Origin of the sequence: Streptomyces resistomycificus (assembly GCF_001514265.1) — a bacterium.
In the GTDB taxonomy this organism is placed as follows: domain Bacteria; phylum Actinomycetota; class Actinomycetes; order Streptomycetales; family Streptomycetaceae; genus Streptomyces; species Streptomyces resistomycificus.
Genome location: NZ_KQ948993.1, coordinates 24,597 through 40,308 on the forward strand (window position 1 = coordinate 24,597; position 15,712 = coordinate 40,308).

Sequence of the window (15,712 nt, forward strand, 5' to 3'; positions counted from 1 at the left end):
GGGCGGGCCGCCCGGGGCCCTGTGCACCACCCCGGATGTGAGGCCGCATGACCACCTGTGCCGAAGACGACCTGGCGGCGTCGGCCGCCCGGCACAGCATCCTCCACTGCGTGGTTCTGTGCCTGGCGAGCACGGCCGCGACCGGCGCCGGTCTGCTGCTGCCGGCCGCGCTGGGCCGGGCCCTGGACCTGCTGCTGGCACACGACCCGGCGACCCGCTGGGTGCTGTACTGCGCCGGACTGGTCCTGCTGCTCGCCCTGCTCGACGCCTGCCAGACCGTACTGAGCGGCGCGGTCGACGCCCGCACCACCGCCTGGCTGCGCCGCCGGCTGACCGGGCACGTCCTGGACGTGGGCCCGCGGGCCGCCGCCCGCTTCGGGCCCGGCGACCTCGTCGCGCGTCTGGTCGGCAACGCCGCTCAGGCCGGTACGGCACCGGCCGCCCGCGCCACGCTGGTCGCCGCGCTCGCCGGACCGGTCGGCGGCGTCGTGGCACTGTGCCTGATCGATCCGTGGCTCGCGGTGGTGTTCCTCGCCGGTGCTCCCGTGCTGGCCCTGCTGCTGCGCACGCTGTCCCGGGACACCTCGCAGTGCGTGGCGCACTACCAGGAGGTGCAGGGACGCATCGCGTCCGCGCTCGCGGAGGCCGTCGCCGGCCACCGCACCGTCGCCGCGGCCGGCACGACGGACCGGGAGACCGCGCGGATCCTGCGACCGCTGCCCGAACTGTCCCGGGCCGGCCACCGTATGTGGCAGGTGCAGGGGCGCGCGGCCGGGCAGGCCATGGCCGTCGCACCGCTGCTCCAGCTCGCGGTGGTGGCCGTGGCCGGGGTGCTGCTCACCCGCCACCGGCTGTCGGTGGGCGAGGTACTGGCCGCCTGGCGGTACGCGGTCCTCGCGGCCGGCGTCGGCGTGCTGGTCGGACAGCTCGCGGGACTCGCCCGGGCCCGGGCCGCGGCCGGACGCCTCGGGGAGGTCCTCACGGAGCCCGCACCCGCCTACGGCCGGCGCCGACTGCCTCCCGGCCCCGGCCGGTTGGAGCTGCGCGGGGTGACCGCCCGGCGCGGCGGACGGACCGTGCTCGACGGCGTCGACCTGGTCGTGCCCGGCGGAACGACGCTCGCCGTGGTCGGCCGGTCGGGCGCGGGCAAGTCGCTGCTCGCCGCGGTCGCCGGACGACTCGCCGACCCGGACGCCGGCGAGGTTCTGCTCGACGGGGTGCCGCTGCCCGAACTCACCCACGACGCCCTGCGCCACGCGGTCGGCCACGCCTTCGAACGCCCCTCGCTGCTGGCCGGCACCGTCGAGGACACGATCGGTTTCGGCCTGCCCTCCCCCTCCCCCGCCCGTATCCGGGAGGCCGCCCGCACGGCCCGCGCGGACGACTTCGTGCGCCGCCTGCCGCATGGATACGCCACCCCGTGCGCCGACGCCCCGCGCTCGGGCGGCGAATCCCAACGCCTCGGTCTGGCAAGGGCGTTCGCCCACGGCGGCCGCCTGTTGATCCTCGACGACGCGCTCTCCAGCCTCGACACGGTGACGGAGGCCCACATCACGAAAGCGCTGGTGACCGGTGGTCCGGGCAGCACCCGGCTGCTGATCGCCCACCGGGCGGCCACGGCGGCGAAGGCGGACGCGGTCGCGTGGCTGGACGGAGGGCGGGTGCGAGCGGTGGGACCCCACCAGGAACTGTGCCGGGAGGCGGGATACCGGGCGGTATTCGGGGAGTTGGCGCCGGAGGCCGAGGAGGGGGCCTCGTGACCGGGCCGGCCGGAGGGGGGACCGGGGCGCCCGCCGTCGGCGCCGAGGTCCCCTCCGCCGGTGCCGAGGGAGTCAGTCGGCTCGGGGTCCGTTTTCTGCGGGAGCGGTGGCGGGTTCTCGTCCGGCTGGGCGGCTGGTCGGTGCTGGAGACCGGGCAGACCTTTCTCACCGGGTACGCGCCGGCCCGGGCTCTGGACGACGGGTTCCTCGCCGGGCGGCCGGAGACCGGGCTCGCCTGGCTCGGCGTCGCCGGGCTCGGGGTCGTCGTCGGCGCGTACGGCACCGCCCGCGTGTACGCCGCGGTGGCCGCGCTGGTGGAAGCACTGCGCGACCGGCTCGTCGCCCGGGTGGTCTCGCGTGGGGTGCGGGAGGCGGACAGGGGGGCGCTGTCCGGGCTCACCCAGCAGGTGGAGATCGCCCGGGACACGTTCGCCGGGCTGGTGATGGTGTCGCGGTCGTTCCTGTTCACCTCGGTCGGCGCGCTCATCGGCCTGTTCTCGCTCGACCCGCTGCTGCTGCTCGTCGTCGGGCCGCCGCTGCTCGCCGGGGTGGCGCTCTTCGCGGCGACGCTGCGGCCGCTGGCCCGCCGGCAGGAGGCGTTCCTCGTCGCCGACGAGGCCCTGGCCGACGATCTCGGGACCGTCTGCCCGGGGCTGCGGGACATCACCGCCGCCGGTGCGGAACAGCGGACCGCCGCCGACACCGGGCGCCGCATCGACGCCGAGCTGCGGACCGCGCGCTCCCTCGCCCACTGGAGCGTGCTGCGCGTGGTCTCCCTCGCCGTCGGCGGTCAGCTCCCGATCGTGCTGCTGCTCGCCGCCGCTCCTTGGCTCCTCGCCCACGGCGTCACCACCGGCGCCCTGGTCGGCGCCCTCACCTACGTCACCCAGTCCCTGCTCCCCGCCCTGCGCAACCTGGTCCACGGGCTGGGCACCAGCGGCTCCCGACTGGTGGTGGTGCTCCGGCGGCTGGTGCGCGGCAGCCCGGCGGGAAACGGCCCGGAGGACCACCGCGCCCCGAGTCCCGCCGGCCGGCACGAGGCAGGTGCCCAGGACGCCGGGCGCGGGACCGGCCCGGCCGTCCCGCCCAGCCCGGAGACGGATCCCGGCCCCGACCACACGCCCTGCCCCGCTGCAGCGCGCGAAGCCGACGGCAGGGGGCGCGAGGGGGCGCCCGTCGCCGGGACGACTCCGTCACCCCGGAACCCCCGCCACCGCTCTGCCCCCGGCCCCGACTCCCCCGCGCCCCGCCCCGCCCCCAAGACGTCCACCGACCCGGCGGACAACGCCCCCGTCCTCTCCCTCTGCTCCGTCACCTTCGCCTACGGCCCTTCCGCAGCCCCCGTCATCGACGGCCTCGACCTCACCCTCCCGCCCGGCGCCCATCTGGCCGTCGTCGGCCCCAGCGGGATCGGGAAGTCCACGCTCACCGCGCTGGCCGCCGGGCTGCTGGAGCCGCGGGCGGGCACGGTCAGGGTGTGCGGGCTGCCGGTGGCGGAGGCGGGCACCCGGCGGGTGCTCATCCCGCAGGAGGCGTACGTCTTCACGGGCACCCTCGCCGAGAACCTCGGGTACCTGCGGCCGGAGCCGGTGCCGGAGGCGGAGCTGCTCGCCGCGGCGGAGACGGTCGGGCTCGCCCCGTTGCTCGAAACGCTGGGCGGGCCCGCGGGCCGGGTGGATCCGGCGGCCCTCTCCGCGGGTGAGCGCCAGCTCATCGCGCTCACCCGGGCGTTTGTCTCGTACGCCCCGCTGGTCCTGCTCGACGAGGCGACCTGCCACCTGGACCCGGCGGCGGAGGAGCGGGCCGAGCGGGCCTTCGCGGCCCGGCCGGGCGGCACTCTGGTCGTCGTCGCCCATCGGATCAGTTCGGCCAGACGGGCCGACCGGGTGCTCGTCATGGACGGCCACCGCACGGCGTACGGGACGCACGACCGGCTGCTGCGGGACTCCGCGCTCTACCGTGATCTCGTCGGTGGCTGGGCACCCGTACCGTCCGGCCGGTCAGAGCCAGCCCTCGCCCTGCGAGATGCGGATCGCGTCGATACGGTTGCGGGCCCCGGTCTTGCGGGTGATGGCCGCCATGTAGTTGCGCACCGTCCCGTGGGACAGGTGCAGGCTCCCGGCGATCTCCGCGATGGAGGCCCCCTCGGCGGCCAGGGATAACACGCTGAGCTCTCTGTGGGTCAGCGGCATCTGCGCGGCCTTGAGGAACCCGAAGCCCAGCGAGTCGTCGACGAAACGTTTTCCCTCGGCGACCCGGCGGATCCCGGTCACCAAATTCTGCGGTGAGCCCTCCTTGTCCACGTAGCCGAGCGCTTCCGCCTCGACGGCCCGTTTCAGCAGGCCGGGCCTGCTCGCGGCAGCCAGCACCAGCAGCGAGGGCCGCACCGGGTCCGGGCCGTGCGTACGGAGTTCCCCCAGCGGCGGGATGCCGTAGGTGTCCACGCACTCCAGATCGGCCGCGCAGACGTCCGGCCGTACGGACCTCACGTGTCCGGGCGCGCCGCGCCACGGGGTGTCGTACACCCTCAGGTCGGGTTCCCCGCGAAGCCACTCCGCCAGGACCGATCGCACCAGACACGCGTCATGCACCAGAAGCACCCGGATCACTGCCACCCCTTCAGCTCGCCGTACGCCGGTTCTCGGTGTAAGCGCGTGCCCCATTGTTCGCTTCCGTGACCGTCCGCGGGCGCGGAGAACCGGCCATCGGGATGCGCGGGGGCGCACGCGAGGCGCCCGTACGCTGCGCCGCGCTTCGACTGAGGGGGCATGATCGCGGACGGGCTGGGTACACAGCCGGCTTCGCCGTGCCGCGGGCATTCGTGTGCCCTGAGCGGCCCTAGGGCAGGGCCCTAGGCCCGTCCCCGGGCCGCTCGCCGTGCGCGATGCGCCGCCAGGGGGGAGATTTGAGCTCTGGGACAGCCGCCGCTCGGCCCGGCGAGGAGGTGGTCGGCATGTCCGACGGGCACATGTCCGCACATGCGCCGGCGGCGGGCCGCACGCGCGTCGGCCGGCCGCTGCTGTCGCTGGCTCTGGCGTCGATGATGGACGAGGTGCACGCGCACTCCGGGGCGGTCTACCTGCTGGCGGACAACGCGCCGGTGCTGGAGATGGCGGTGATGGCGGGGCTGCCCCGGGCGTTCGCGGCACCCTGGGAGCGGGTCGGGCTGAGCGCGCCGATCCCGGTCGCCGAGGCGGTGCGCGAGCGGCGGCTGGTCTGGGTGGGCGGCGAGGAGGAGATGGCACGCCGCTACCCGCGCATCTCGGTCGTGCTGCCCTACCCCTTCGCGCTGGCTGCGGTACCCGTCGCGACCGAGTCCACCGAGTACGGCGCGGTCTTCGTGACCTGGCCCGGATCGCATCCGCCGGAGCTGTCCGACCGGGAGCGGGACCACCTCACCGCCGCCTGCGACCGGCTGGCGCTGCGGCTGGAGCGCGCCGCCGAGGACAGCATCCCGCTGCACGCCGAACCCGATCTGCTCGCCGCGGCGACGGTGGGCGGCGTGAGCGGTGTGGCCGGCACGCTCGGGACGGTGGAGGCGGCGCGGATGGTGGCGCGGCTGCCGTACGGGCTGTGCTCGCTCGATCTGCACGGGCGGGTCGGCTTCGCCAACCCGGCCGCCACCGAGCTGATGGGTGTGCCGGTGAGCGAGTTGCTCGGCTCCCATCTGTGGGGGGCGGTTCCCTGGCTCAACGACCCGGCGTACGAGGACCGCTACCGGGCCGCGCTGCTCAGTCAGCACACCACGTCCTTCGTGGCCCTGCGTCCGCCCGGCGACTGGCTGTCGTTCCGGCTGTATCCGAGTACGACCGGTCTGAGCGTGCGGATCAGCCGGGCGCGGGCGGTGGCTGAGATGAACCGGGCCGGGCCGCAGCCCGGTGACGCCCCGTCCCGGCTCGTGACCATCTCCCAGGTGCTGAGTCTGGCGGGGGCGCTCACCGAGGCGGTGAGCGTGCAGGACGTGGTGCAGCTGGTCGCGGACGAGATCGCGCCTGCCGTCGGCAGCCAGGCCCTGGTCGTCCTCGGTTCCCGGGCCGGCCGCCTGCACGTCCTGGGCCACCGCGGATATCCGGATCCGCACCTCGTGGAGCGGTTCGACGGGCTGCCACTGCTCGCGCAGACGCCGGGCGCGCACGTCCTGACCAGCGGGGTGCCCGCGTTCTTCGACTCGCAGGAGGAACTGGAGCGGCTGTATCCGGCGCGGCACGAGACGCCCGACGGCTTCGCGTCCTGGGCGTATCTGCCGCTGATCGCCTCCGGCCGTCCGGTGGGCACGTGCGTGCTCGCCTACGCCGAGCCGCACCCCTTCCCCGCGGACGAGCGGGCGGTGCTGACGAGCCTGGGGGGTCTCATCGCCCAGGCTTTGGAGCGGGCGGTGCTCTACGACGTCAAGCACCAGTTGGCACACGGTCTGCAGGAGGCGCTGCTGCCGCACTCGCTGCCGCTGCTGCCCGGCATCGAGGCGGCCGCGCGCTATCTGCCGGCCACGCAGGGCATGGACATCGGCGGCGACTTCTACGACCTGGTGCCGACGCAGGGGCTGGCGGCGGCGGTGATCGGGGACGTGCAGGGCCACAACGTGACCGCGGCCGGGCTGATGGGGCAGATCCGTACCGCCGTGCGCGCGTACACGACCGTCGGGCAGGAGCCCGAGGAGGTCATGCGCAGCACCAACCGGCTGTTGATCGACCTCGGTTCCGATCTCTTCGCCAGCTGTCTGTATCTGCGGCTCGATCCGGGCCGGAGGCGGGCCGTGATGGCCCGGGCGGGGCATCCGCCGCCGCTGCTGCGCCGGCCCGACGGGCGGGTGCGGGTGCTGGATCTGGCCGGCGGCCCGCTGCTGGGCATCGACGGCTCGGCCACCTATCCGACGACGGAGGTGGATCTCGCTCCCGGCAGTGTGCTCGTCCTCTACACCGACGGACTGATCGAGTCACCCGGCGTCGACATCGAGGACGCGCTCGCGGCGCTCGGGCGGCGGCTCGCGGAGGTCGGGGACCGGCCCCTGGACGAGCTGGCCGACGAACTGGTGCGCCACAGCGCGGCCACCCAGGAGCGCATCGACGACATCGCGCTGCTGTTGCTGAGGGCGCGGCCCGAGAGCTGACGCGGGCCCGCGCGGGCGGGAACGAAACGGTCCGGCCCTCCCGCCGGAGGGCCGGACCGGTCTACCGCCGACCGGACCACGAGGGGCCGGACGGCGGGTCCGCGTCGGCTGCCGAGCCGACGCCGACGTCTTCGTTCCCGAAGGTGTACCGGCGCGTCGAGAGCGGCTCAGTGGGGGCGAACCGCTCTCGACGCGGGACTCAGTGGGTCTCGGTCAGGCCGGAGCCGTCCTCGACACCCGTTCCGGTGTCCTCGCCGGCTCCGGCTTCCTCGCCGCCGACCTCTTCACCGGCGCCTGCCTCTTCGCCGCCGACTTCCTGACCGGCACCGGCCTCCTCGCCGCCGACCTCCTCGCCGACGCCCGCTTCCTCACCGGCGCCGGCCTCCTCGCCCGCGCCCGCTTCCTCGCCGGCACCGGCCTCCTCGCCCGCACCGGCCTCCTCGCCGCCCGCGGCGTCACCGGCGCCGAGTGTGGCGCCGACCGCGGCCAGCGCGGTGGTGACCGGCTGGAAGAAGGTCTCGCCGCCGACCGTGCAGTCGCCGCTGCCGCCCGAGGTCAGGCCGATCGCGAGACCGTCCTGGGTGAACAGGGAGCCGCCGCTGTCGCCGGGTTCGGCGCAGACGTTGGTCTGGATGAGCCCGGTGACGGTGCCCTCCGGGTAGTTCACGGTGGCGTCCAGACCGAGGACCTCGCCGTCGCTGAGCCCGGTGGTGCTGCCCATCCGGATCACCGCGAGGCCCACCTCGGCGTCCGCGGCCTGGGAGATCGCGACGGTCTGGCCGTCGCCGGTGTTGACGTCGCTGGGTGCCTCGGTCGCCGGGTCGTCGTACTTGACGAGTGCGAAGTCACCTTCACCCGGGAAGGTCGCCTGGTCGACGGTGGCGATCGGCTCGCCGCCCTCCGCGTCGGCCCACGCCTCCTCCGCGACCCCGCAGTGACCGGCCGTCAGGAAGGCGGGGCTGCCGTCGCCGGCGGTGACGTTGAAGCCCGCCGAGCAGCGGGCACCGCCGCCGAAGATGGCGTCGCCGCCGGAGAGGAACGTCTTGAAGGTACCGGCCGACTTCTTGATGGTGGCCATGCCCGAGCCGAGGCTGTCGACGGTCGACTCCAGGGTGTCCCACTTGTCGCCGGTGACGGTGCTGTCGGCGGTGACCAGGATCTTGTTCGTGCGGGGGTCGACGGCCCACGCCGTACCCGGAATGGTCGCCTCGGACTTCAGCGTCTGGGCGCCGGCCTCGAGTTCGCGGATGCTGTTGTCGACCTCGCGGACGGCTACACCCGCCTTCTTCGCCTGGACGATCACGTTGTTGTTGTCGCCCGGTACGACGTTGACGACGAGCTGCTGCTGGTCGGCGTCGTAGTAGGAACCGGCGAAGGCGTCACCGAGCAGCCCGGCGAGCTGCGAGGCGAGATCCGGCGCGTCAGCCGCCTTGAGGGTCTTGGGGGCGGCGGCCGCGCCGCCCGAGGCGCCGTCCTGGGAGGCGTTGGCGTTCGGCAAGAGGATCGCCGCCGCTCCGAGCGCTGCGATGCCGCCTGCCGCTATCGCGGCCTTGCGCTTCGGAATTCGCTTGTGACTCAAACTTCTCGACCTCCTGAGGGACCGGAGTCTGCTGCCGCCGTGCGGCAGTTGATGGGGCGCCTGGATGGCAGTGGGTACGCACGGTGTGCGCGGGGCGTTCAATTCCGTTTCGGCGCGCGCCGCGTTCGAGACCGAATCGGCCACGGCCGGCTCCCTGCGGGCCGGCGCGGGGAACAATCCCCCATATGACGATGACCACCGCCGAAGCCGACAAGATCCTCGCCGACAACTTCGCCCCTTGGGTCCTCGAACTGGGCCTGCGTGTAGCGGCGTTGGGAGACGACCGCGCCGCTCTGCGTCTTCCCTGGTCGGACCGCCTGTCGCGGGAGGGCGGCGGGCTGTCGGGACAGGCCCTGATGGCCGCCGCGGACACGGCGACCGTGATCGCCGTGTCCGCGGCCCGGGGTGCCTACGGGCCGATGACCACGGTGCAGCAGTCCACGTCCTTCCAGCGCGCGGTGACCGGTTCGGATGTCCTGATCGAAGCGGTCGTCACCAAGCTGGGCCGCCGGATGGCCTTCGCCGACATCGTGATGACCGACGAGGGGTCCGGACAGATCGCCGCACGGGCGAGCACGGTGTACGCCCTGCTGGGGTGACACGGTGAGCGACCGGCCCGTGGCTTTGCGTCGCGAAGAGCGGTCTGAATCCTGACTCCAGGGAATCTGCACATCGACTGCCCAGGGCGGGCACCTCGTGTGAAGGACCTGCGCAAGCCGAGGTGCCCCCGCACGTCATTGGCGCGGAGTGTCGGATTCGCCGTCGCTCCGACGGGGGTCCTTATCTGCACATCGCTGTGTCACATGCGAAGAAGTCGCCACCATGGCGTGCGCAACCCTGCACGCTTGGGTGCGCATGAGGCACAAGTGCCCAGGTGAGACGGGTGTTTGAGTGGAAGCCCGGACCCGCAGCGTGCTTTGATCCATCGCACCGCAGGGGCCGCCCAGGGCTTTCCGGCAACGGGAGCCCGGCACCTGCGGAGGCGGCCGTCCGTCTGTCCCCCAGAGGGGGCCGCTCCCCCCTTGAGAAATACCCATATGAAGGGAAGTTCCATCATGAACTCCACCCCCCAGGTTGAGACCGTCGAGATCGCCGACGCTGACCTCGACAACGTCTCCGGCGGCCTTGCCGTGAACGCCCTCGGCACCGTCACCGGCCTGGTGGACGGCATTGCCCCGGTTTCCGGCCTGGTCAACACGGCCGTCGGCACGGTCGAGGGTGCGACCGGCCTGAACACCGCCCCGGTCACCAGCCTGGTCGCCGGTCTCTGACCGCACCTTTTTGTGATCGTTGAGTCCCGGAGCCGTACTCGGCTCCGGGATTCTCGGTTGCCGTAGACCACCCGGCTCACGTGAGCCGGTCCTTCCTCGTGCGCAGGTGAGGGAAAGTTCCGTGCAGTTCCGCCAACAGGCCCTCGCCAAGCTCCAGTCGCCTGAGGAGCTCGACCTTCCGGTGCGTTTCGCCCGCCCGCAGGGCTGGCTCGTGCTGTCCGTGACGGTGATCGTCATGGCCGCCGCGTCCGTGTGGGCGGTGACCGGCTCGGTCGCCTCCACCGTCAGCGCGCCCGCCATCCTCACGCACGGGCAGGGCAGTTACATCCTGCAGAGCCCGGTCGCGGGCCAGGTCACCACAGTCGTGGCGAAGCAGGGCGAGCGGCTGCCCGCGAACTCCCCGGTACTGAAGGTCCGTACGGCCGAGGGCGAGACCGTCGTCCGCACGGTCGCCGCGGGCCGCGTCACCGCGCTCGCCGCCACCATCGGCCAGATCATCCAGACCGGCGCGAACGTCGCCGCCGTGGAGAAGGTCGCCAAGGCCTCGGACCCGCTGTACGCGACGGTGTACGTCTCCGCCGAGAACGCGGCCTCCATCCCCTCCGACGCCGCCGTGGACCTGACCGTCCAGTCCGTGCCCACCCAGGAGTACGGCGTGCTGCGCGGCCATGTGAAGACGGTGGACCGCTCCGCCCAGTCGGCGCAGCAGATCACCGCGTTCCTCGGGGACAGCCAGCTCGGCGAGCAGTTCACCAAGGACGGCCGGCCGGTCGCGGTGCTGGTGAGGCTGGACAAGTCGTCCGGCACGAAGAGCGGTTACCAGTGGTCCTCCAAGGACGGGCCGCCCTTCGCCCTCACCTCCATGACGATGGCCGACGGTTCGATCCGGCTGGCCGATCAGCGCCCCGTCGATTGGCTGCTGCCGTGAGTGCCGCCCAGGACACCAGAAGCAGGCGCCGCGCCGCCCCGCCCAAGCGCCCGGTCCCCACGGGGAAGGCGAAGACCGTCCGCACACCCACCGTGCTCCAGATGGAGGCGGTCGAGTGCGGTGCCGCGTCCCTGGCGATGGTGCTCGGCCACTACGGCAAGCACATCCCGCTGGAGGAGCTGCGCATCGCCTGCGGTGTCTCCCGGGACGGCTCACGGGCCAGCAACCTGCTCAAGGCGGCCCGCAGCTACGGCCTGACCGCCAAGGGCATGCAGATGGACACGGCGGCCCTCGCCGGGGTGAAGACACCGGCCGTCCTGTTCTGGGAGTTCAACCACTACGTCGTCTACGACGGCATGGGGCGCCGCTTCGGCCGGCGCGGGGTGTACATCAACGACCCCGGCAAGGGCCGCCGTTTCGTGCCCATGGAGGACTTCGACGGCAGCTTCACCGGTGTCGTCCTGGTCATGGAGCCCGGCGAGGACTTCACCAGGGGCGGGCGCAAGCCGGGCGTGCTGGGCGCGATGCCGGCCCGGCTGCGGGGTACGGCCGGCACGATGCCGGCGGCGGTTCTGGCGAGTCTGCTGCTGGTGCTGGTCGGCGCGGCGGTACCCGCGCTGAGCCGCACCTACATCGACATGTTCCTGATCGGTGGCCAGACCTCCCTGCTCGGCGTGCTGTTCGCGTCGATGGGTGCGTCCGTGCTGCTGACCCTGGTGCTGACCTGGCTGCAGCAGGCGAACCTGCTGCACGGCCGGATCATCTCCTCCACCCTGTCCAGCGCCCGCTTCCTGCGCCATCTGCTGCGGCTGCCGGTCACCTTCTTCTCCCAGCGCAGCCCGGCCGACCTGGTGCAGCGCCTGCAGTCCAACGACCAGGTGGCCGAGACGCTGGCCCGCGACCTCGCGGCGGCGGGCGTGGACGCCGTGGTCGTCGTCCTGTACGCGGTACTGCTGTACACGTACGACCCCCAGCTCACCTATCTCGGCATCGGCGTGGCCCTGCTGAACGTGGTGGCCATGCGGGTGGTCATCCGGCTGCGCGCCACCCGGACCGCGAAGCTGCGCGCCGACAGCGCCCGGCTCACCAACACGGCGTACACCGGCCTGCAGTTGATCGAGACGATGAAGGCGACCGGCGGCGAGGACGGCTACTTCCGCAAGTGGGCCGGGCAGCACGCCACCACGCTGGAGGAGCAGCAGCGGCTCGGGGTGCCCAGCGCCTGGCTGGGCGTGGTCGCGCCGACGCTGGCCTCGCTGAACAGCGCACTCATCCTGTGGATCGGCGGGATGCGGGCGGTGGAGGGCGGTATCTCGGTCGGCCTGCTGGTCGCCTTCCAGGCCCTAGTCACCCGCTTCACCGCCCCGATCACCCGCCTCAACGGTGTCGCGGGCCGTATCCAGGACTTCGCCGCCGACGTGGCCCGGCTCAAGGACGTGGAGAACTTCCAGGCCGACCCGCTCTACGGCCGTCCCGGCTCCGCCGACTCGACGCGCCGTCTGCAGGGCCACGTCGAGCTGCAGAACATCACCTTCGGCTACAACCCGCTCGACAAGCCCCTGCTCACCGGCTTCGACCTGACCGTCGGCCCGGGCCGGCAGGTCGCGCTGGTCGGCGGTTCGGGCAGCGGCAAGTCCACGGTGTCCCGGCTGATATCCGGCCTGTACGCGCCCTGGGAGGGTGTGATCCGGATCGACGGGCAGCGCATCGACGACATCCCGCGCGGGGCGCTGGCGGCCTCGGTCTCCTTCGTGGACCAGGACGTCTTCCTCTTCGAGGGCTCGGTCCGCGACAACGTGGCGCTGTGGGACCCGTCGATCCCCGACGACGCCGTGGTGGACGCGCTGCGGGACGCCGCCCTGTACGACGTGGTGACGCGCAGGCCCGGTGGCATCCACAGCAGGGTCGAGCAGGACGGCCGCAACTTCTCCGGCGGTCAGCGCCAACGCCTGGAGATCGCCCGGGCGTTGGTCCGCAGGCCCAGCATCCTGGTCCTCGACGAGGTCACCAGCGCCCTGGACGCCGAGACCGAGCTGGTCGTCATGGACAACCTGCGCCGGCGCGGCTGCGCCTGTGTGGTGATCGCACACCGGCTCAGCACGGTGCGTGACAGCGACGAGATCGTCGTACTGGACCACGGCACGATCGTGGAGCGCGGACGGCACGAGGAGCTGGTGGCGCGCGGCGGCGCGTACGCCGAGCTGGTCAGGGAGCGGTGAGATGACGACCGCACACGAGGGAGACCTCGTTCTGGGCGCGCTCGGGTCCATGGGCAGGCCCGTCGACTGCGCAGGCCTCAACCGGATCGACCTGGAGGGCCCGCAGGTGCTGTGGCTGGTCGCGGCCGGTGCCGTGGACCTGTTCGCGGTCGGCGCCGAGCAGCAGGGCCACTGGCACCATCTGGGCCGGCTGGAGGCGGGCTCGCTGCTGCTGGGACCGGTCGCTGGCCCCGAGCACACCCTGGTCGCCCGCCCGCTGCGGGACTGCGTGGTACACCGGATCGGTCTCCGCGAGCTGTACCAGCCCGCGGACACCCAGACGTGGTCCTACGACGAGTACGGCAACCCCCAGTACGTACCGCCGACGACGAGCCCGCTGGAGTACGCCCTCGCCCTGGGCGTCGGCCGTTCGCTGTCCATCCTCTTCCAGGCGCCGATGGCCACCGACCGGGCGGCCGCTCCCACGGACGACGACGTCTTCTGGATGCAGGTCCCGCCGGGCAGCGTGCAGTACGGCTCGCTGTACGGGGCGGAGGCCGCGGCCGACCTGCTGATGGACCCGGCCGTGTGGCAGAGCATGGTCGACCAGCAGTACCGGCTGCTGACCACGCTCGACCGGTGGATCGAGCAGCTGGAGCACACGCACGAGACGCGCACGGCCGCCGGGATCAAGGCCGGTGAGGCGGTGCGCGTCCAGGCCGACCAGACCCTGCTGGCGTCGATCGGCAAGCGGTCCTCGCAGCGGGCGACGGCCGCCGACGCGGACGCCAGTCACGCGGCCTGCAGGCTGGTCGCCCAGGCGGCCGGGATCCGGCTCATCGAGACCGCCGGGGCCGGCAGCGAGAGCGACCGCCTCGACCCGGTCGAACGGATCGCCCTGGCGTCCCGGGTGCGGACCCGGTCCGTGCGGCTGGAGGGCCGGTGGTGGCGGGACAACGTCGGTCCGCTGGTGGGTCACCGGGCCCTGTCCGGCGCGCCGGTCGCACTGCTGTGGCGGCGCGGCGGCTATGTGTCCGTGCACCCGGCAACCGGGCGTGAGACCCCGATCGAGAAGGCCAACGCGGAGGAGTTCGAGCCGCGCGCGGTGATGTTCTACCGCCCGCTGCCCGACCGCGGCCTCAGCCCGCTGGGGCTGCTCCGCTTCAGCATGCGCGGCACTGCGGGCGATCTGTCGAACCTGATGATCAGCGGGCTGGTGACGGTGGCGATCGGGGCGTTGGTGCCGATCGCCACCGGCAAGGTGCTCGGCGAGTACGTGCCGAAGGCCCAGAGCGATCTGATCGTGCAGGTCTGTCTGGCCGTGATGATCAGCAGTGTGGTGGCCGCGGCCTTCATGCTGATGCAGAACCTGACCATCCTCCGACTGGAGGGCCGGATCGAGTCGACGCTCCAGCCGGCGGTCTGGGACCGGTTGTTGAGACTGCCGACGAAGTTCTTCACCGAGCGCTCGACCGGCGAGCTGGCGAGCGCGGCGATGGGCATCAGCTCCATACGCCGGATGATGGCGGGCATCGGCCCGGTGGTCGCCCAGTCGGTGACCGTGGGCGCGATGAACCTGGGGCTGCTGTTCTTCTACAGCGCCTCGATGGCGATGGCGGCGATCGGCATGCTGGTCGTGATCGCGGCGCTCTTCCTGGGGCTCGGGCTGTGGCAGGTGCGCTGGCAGCGGCGGCTCGTGGTCCTCGGCAACAAGCTGAACAACCAGGCGTTCCAGACGCTGCGCGGTCTGCCCAAGCTCAGGGTCGCGGCGGCCGAGAACTACGCCTACGCGGCCTGGGCCTCGGAGTTCGCGCGCAGCCGTGAGCTCCAGCAGAAGGTGGGCCGCATCAAGAACCTCACCACGGTGATGGGCGCGGTCTACCTGCCGCTGTGCACCCTGGTGATGTTCATGCTGCTGGCGGGCCCGGCCCGTGGGGCGATGTCGGCGGCCGCGTTCCTCACCTTCAACACCTCGGTGACGATGCTGCTGACGGCGGTCACCCAGCTGACGGGTGCCTTCGTCTCGGCGGTGGCCGCGCTGCCGCTTTTCGAGGAGATCAAGCCGGTGCTGGACGCCACGCCCGAGGTACGCACGGCGAGCACCCGGCCGGGTCTGCTCTCCGGGGGGATCGAGGCCCGGCGCCTGTCGTTCCGCTACTCGGACGACGGCCCGCTGGTCCTCGACGACGTGTCGTTCGACGTACGGCCCGGCGAGTTCGTGGCGATCGTCGGCCCGAGCGGCTGCGGCAAGTCGACCCTGCTCAGGCTGCTGATCGGCTTCGACCGTCCGGTCTCGGGCAGTGTGCTGTACGACGGCCAGGACCTGGGCGCCCTCGACCAGTCCGCCGTGCGGCGGCAGTGCGGGGTGGTGCTCCAGCACGCGCAGCCGTTCACCGGCTCCATCCTGGACGTCATCTGCGGCACCGAGCCGTACACGCCGGAGGAGGCGATGGCGGCGGCCGAGATGGCGGGGCTCGCCGAGGACATCCGGCGGATGCCGATGGGACTGCACACCATCGTGTCGGGCAGTGGCGCCATCTCGGGCGGTCAGCGCCAACGTCTCATGATCGCGCAGGCGCTGATCCGGCGGCCGCGCATCCTCTTCTTCGACGAGGCCACCAGCGCCCTCGACAACGAGACACAGCGCACGGTCATCGAGAGCACCAAGGCCCTCAACGCCACCCGGATCGTCATCGCGCACCGTCTGTCCACCGTGCTGGACGCGGACCGTGTGATCGTCATGGAGGACGGCAAGGTCGCCCAGCAGGGGCCGCCCGCCCAGCTTCTGGCGGACACCGGGGGCCGGCTGCACGAGCTGGTCCGGCGCCAGATGGCGTGACCCGCGGACGGCCGCCCCACCAGGTGGGGC

The 15,712-nt window shown here is 72.8% G+C and carries 9 protein-coding genes and 1 pseudogene; 8 read left to right on the plus strand and 2 right to left on the minus strand.

From position 1 onward, the window contains the following. The first annotated feature begins 47 nt into the window (after window positions 1–47). Together AQJ84_RS21425 and AQJ84_RS44985 are read left to right on the plus strand one after the other, a co-directional pair. Entirely contained in the window at window positions 48–1,760 is a 1,713-nt protein-coding gene (locus AQJ84_RS21425; protein ID WP_037804816.1) for an ABC transporter ATP-binding protein, read from the plus strand. Then, a complete protein-coding gene (locus AQJ84_RS44985) occupies window positions 1,757–3,922 on the plus strand; it encodes an ATP-binding cassette domain-containing protein (protein WP_059198851.1) in 2,166 nt (721 codons plus the stop codon). Before AQJ84_RS21425 ends, AQJ84_RS44985 begins: the two co-directional genes overlap by 4 nt. On the opposite strand, the pseudogene AQJ84_RS41125 reads toward AQJ84_RS44985, so the two are convergent. Then, window positions 3,845–4,579 (minus strand): annotated as a pseudogene (locus AQJ84_RS41125) (LuxR C-terminal-related transcriptional regulator); the annotation flags it as partial. The gene AQJ84_RS44985 and the pseudogene AQJ84_RS41125 sit on opposite strands and share 78 nt — an antisense overlap. A 134-nt stretch (window positions 4,580–4,713) precedes the next feature. Here AQJ84_RS41125 and AQJ84_RS21435 point away from each other — a divergent pair. Next, window positions 4,714–6,867, plus strand: a complete 2,154-nt coding sequence (locus tag AQJ84_RS21435) for a SpoIIE family protein phosphatase (protein ID WP_053193850.1) — start codon at window positions 4,714–4,716, stop codon at window positions 6,865–6,867. Window positions 6,868–7,066: 199 nt separating this feature from the next. Here the strand turns inward: AQJ84_RS21435 and AQJ84_RS21440 are convergent, their stop codons facing one another. Then, on the minus strand, window positions 7,067–8,446 hold the full coding sequence (locus tag AQJ84_RS21440) for a S1 family peptidase (protein ID WP_030045325.1): 1,380 nt from the start codon (window positions 8,444–8,446) through the stop codon (window positions 7,067–7,069). Window positions 8,447–8,631: 185 nt separating this feature from the next. Between AQJ84_RS21440 and AQJ84_RS21445 the strand changes: the two genes are divergently transcribed. The 5 genes from AQJ84_RS21445 to AQJ84_RS21465 all read left to right on the plus strand — a co-directional run bounded on the left by AQJ84_RS21445 (window position 8,632) and on the right by AQJ84_RS21465 (window position 15,682). Next, window positions 8,632–9,045, plus strand: coding sequence for a PaaI family thioesterase (locus AQJ84_RS21445; protein WP_030045324.1), 414 nt, complete (start codon window positions 8,632–8,634; stop codon window positions 9,043–9,045). A gap of 456 nt (window positions 9,046–9,501) precedes the next feature. Then, complete coding sequence (locus AQJ84_RS21450; protein ID WP_030045323.1) at window positions 9,502–9,717, plus strand: hypothetical protein; 216 nt, start codon at window positions 9,502–9,504, stop codon at window positions 9,715–9,717. Window positions 9,718–9,838: 121 nt separating this feature from the next. After that, entirely contained in the window at window positions 9,839–10,645 is an 807-nt protein-coding gene (locus AQJ84_RS21455; protein ID WP_030045322.1) for an HlyD family efflux transporter periplasmic adaptor subunit, read from the plus strand. Next, window positions 10,642–12,864, plus strand: a complete 2,223-nt coding sequence (locus tag AQJ84_RS21460) for an NHLP family bacteriocin export ABC transporter peptidase/permease/ATPase subunit (protein ID WP_030045321.1) — start codon at window positions 10,642–10,644, stop codon at window positions 12,862–12,864. Before AQJ84_RS21455 ends, AQJ84_RS21460 begins: the two co-directional genes overlap by 4 nt. A gap of 1 nt (window position 12,865) precedes the next feature. Continuing rightward, window positions 12,866–15,682, plus strand: a complete 2,817-nt coding sequence (locus AQJ84_RS21465; protein ID WP_053193853.1) for an NHLP bacteriocin export ABC transporter permease/ATPase subunit — start codon at window positions 12,866–12,868, stop codon at window positions 15,680–15,682. Window positions 15,683–15,712 lie beyond the last annotated feature (30 nt).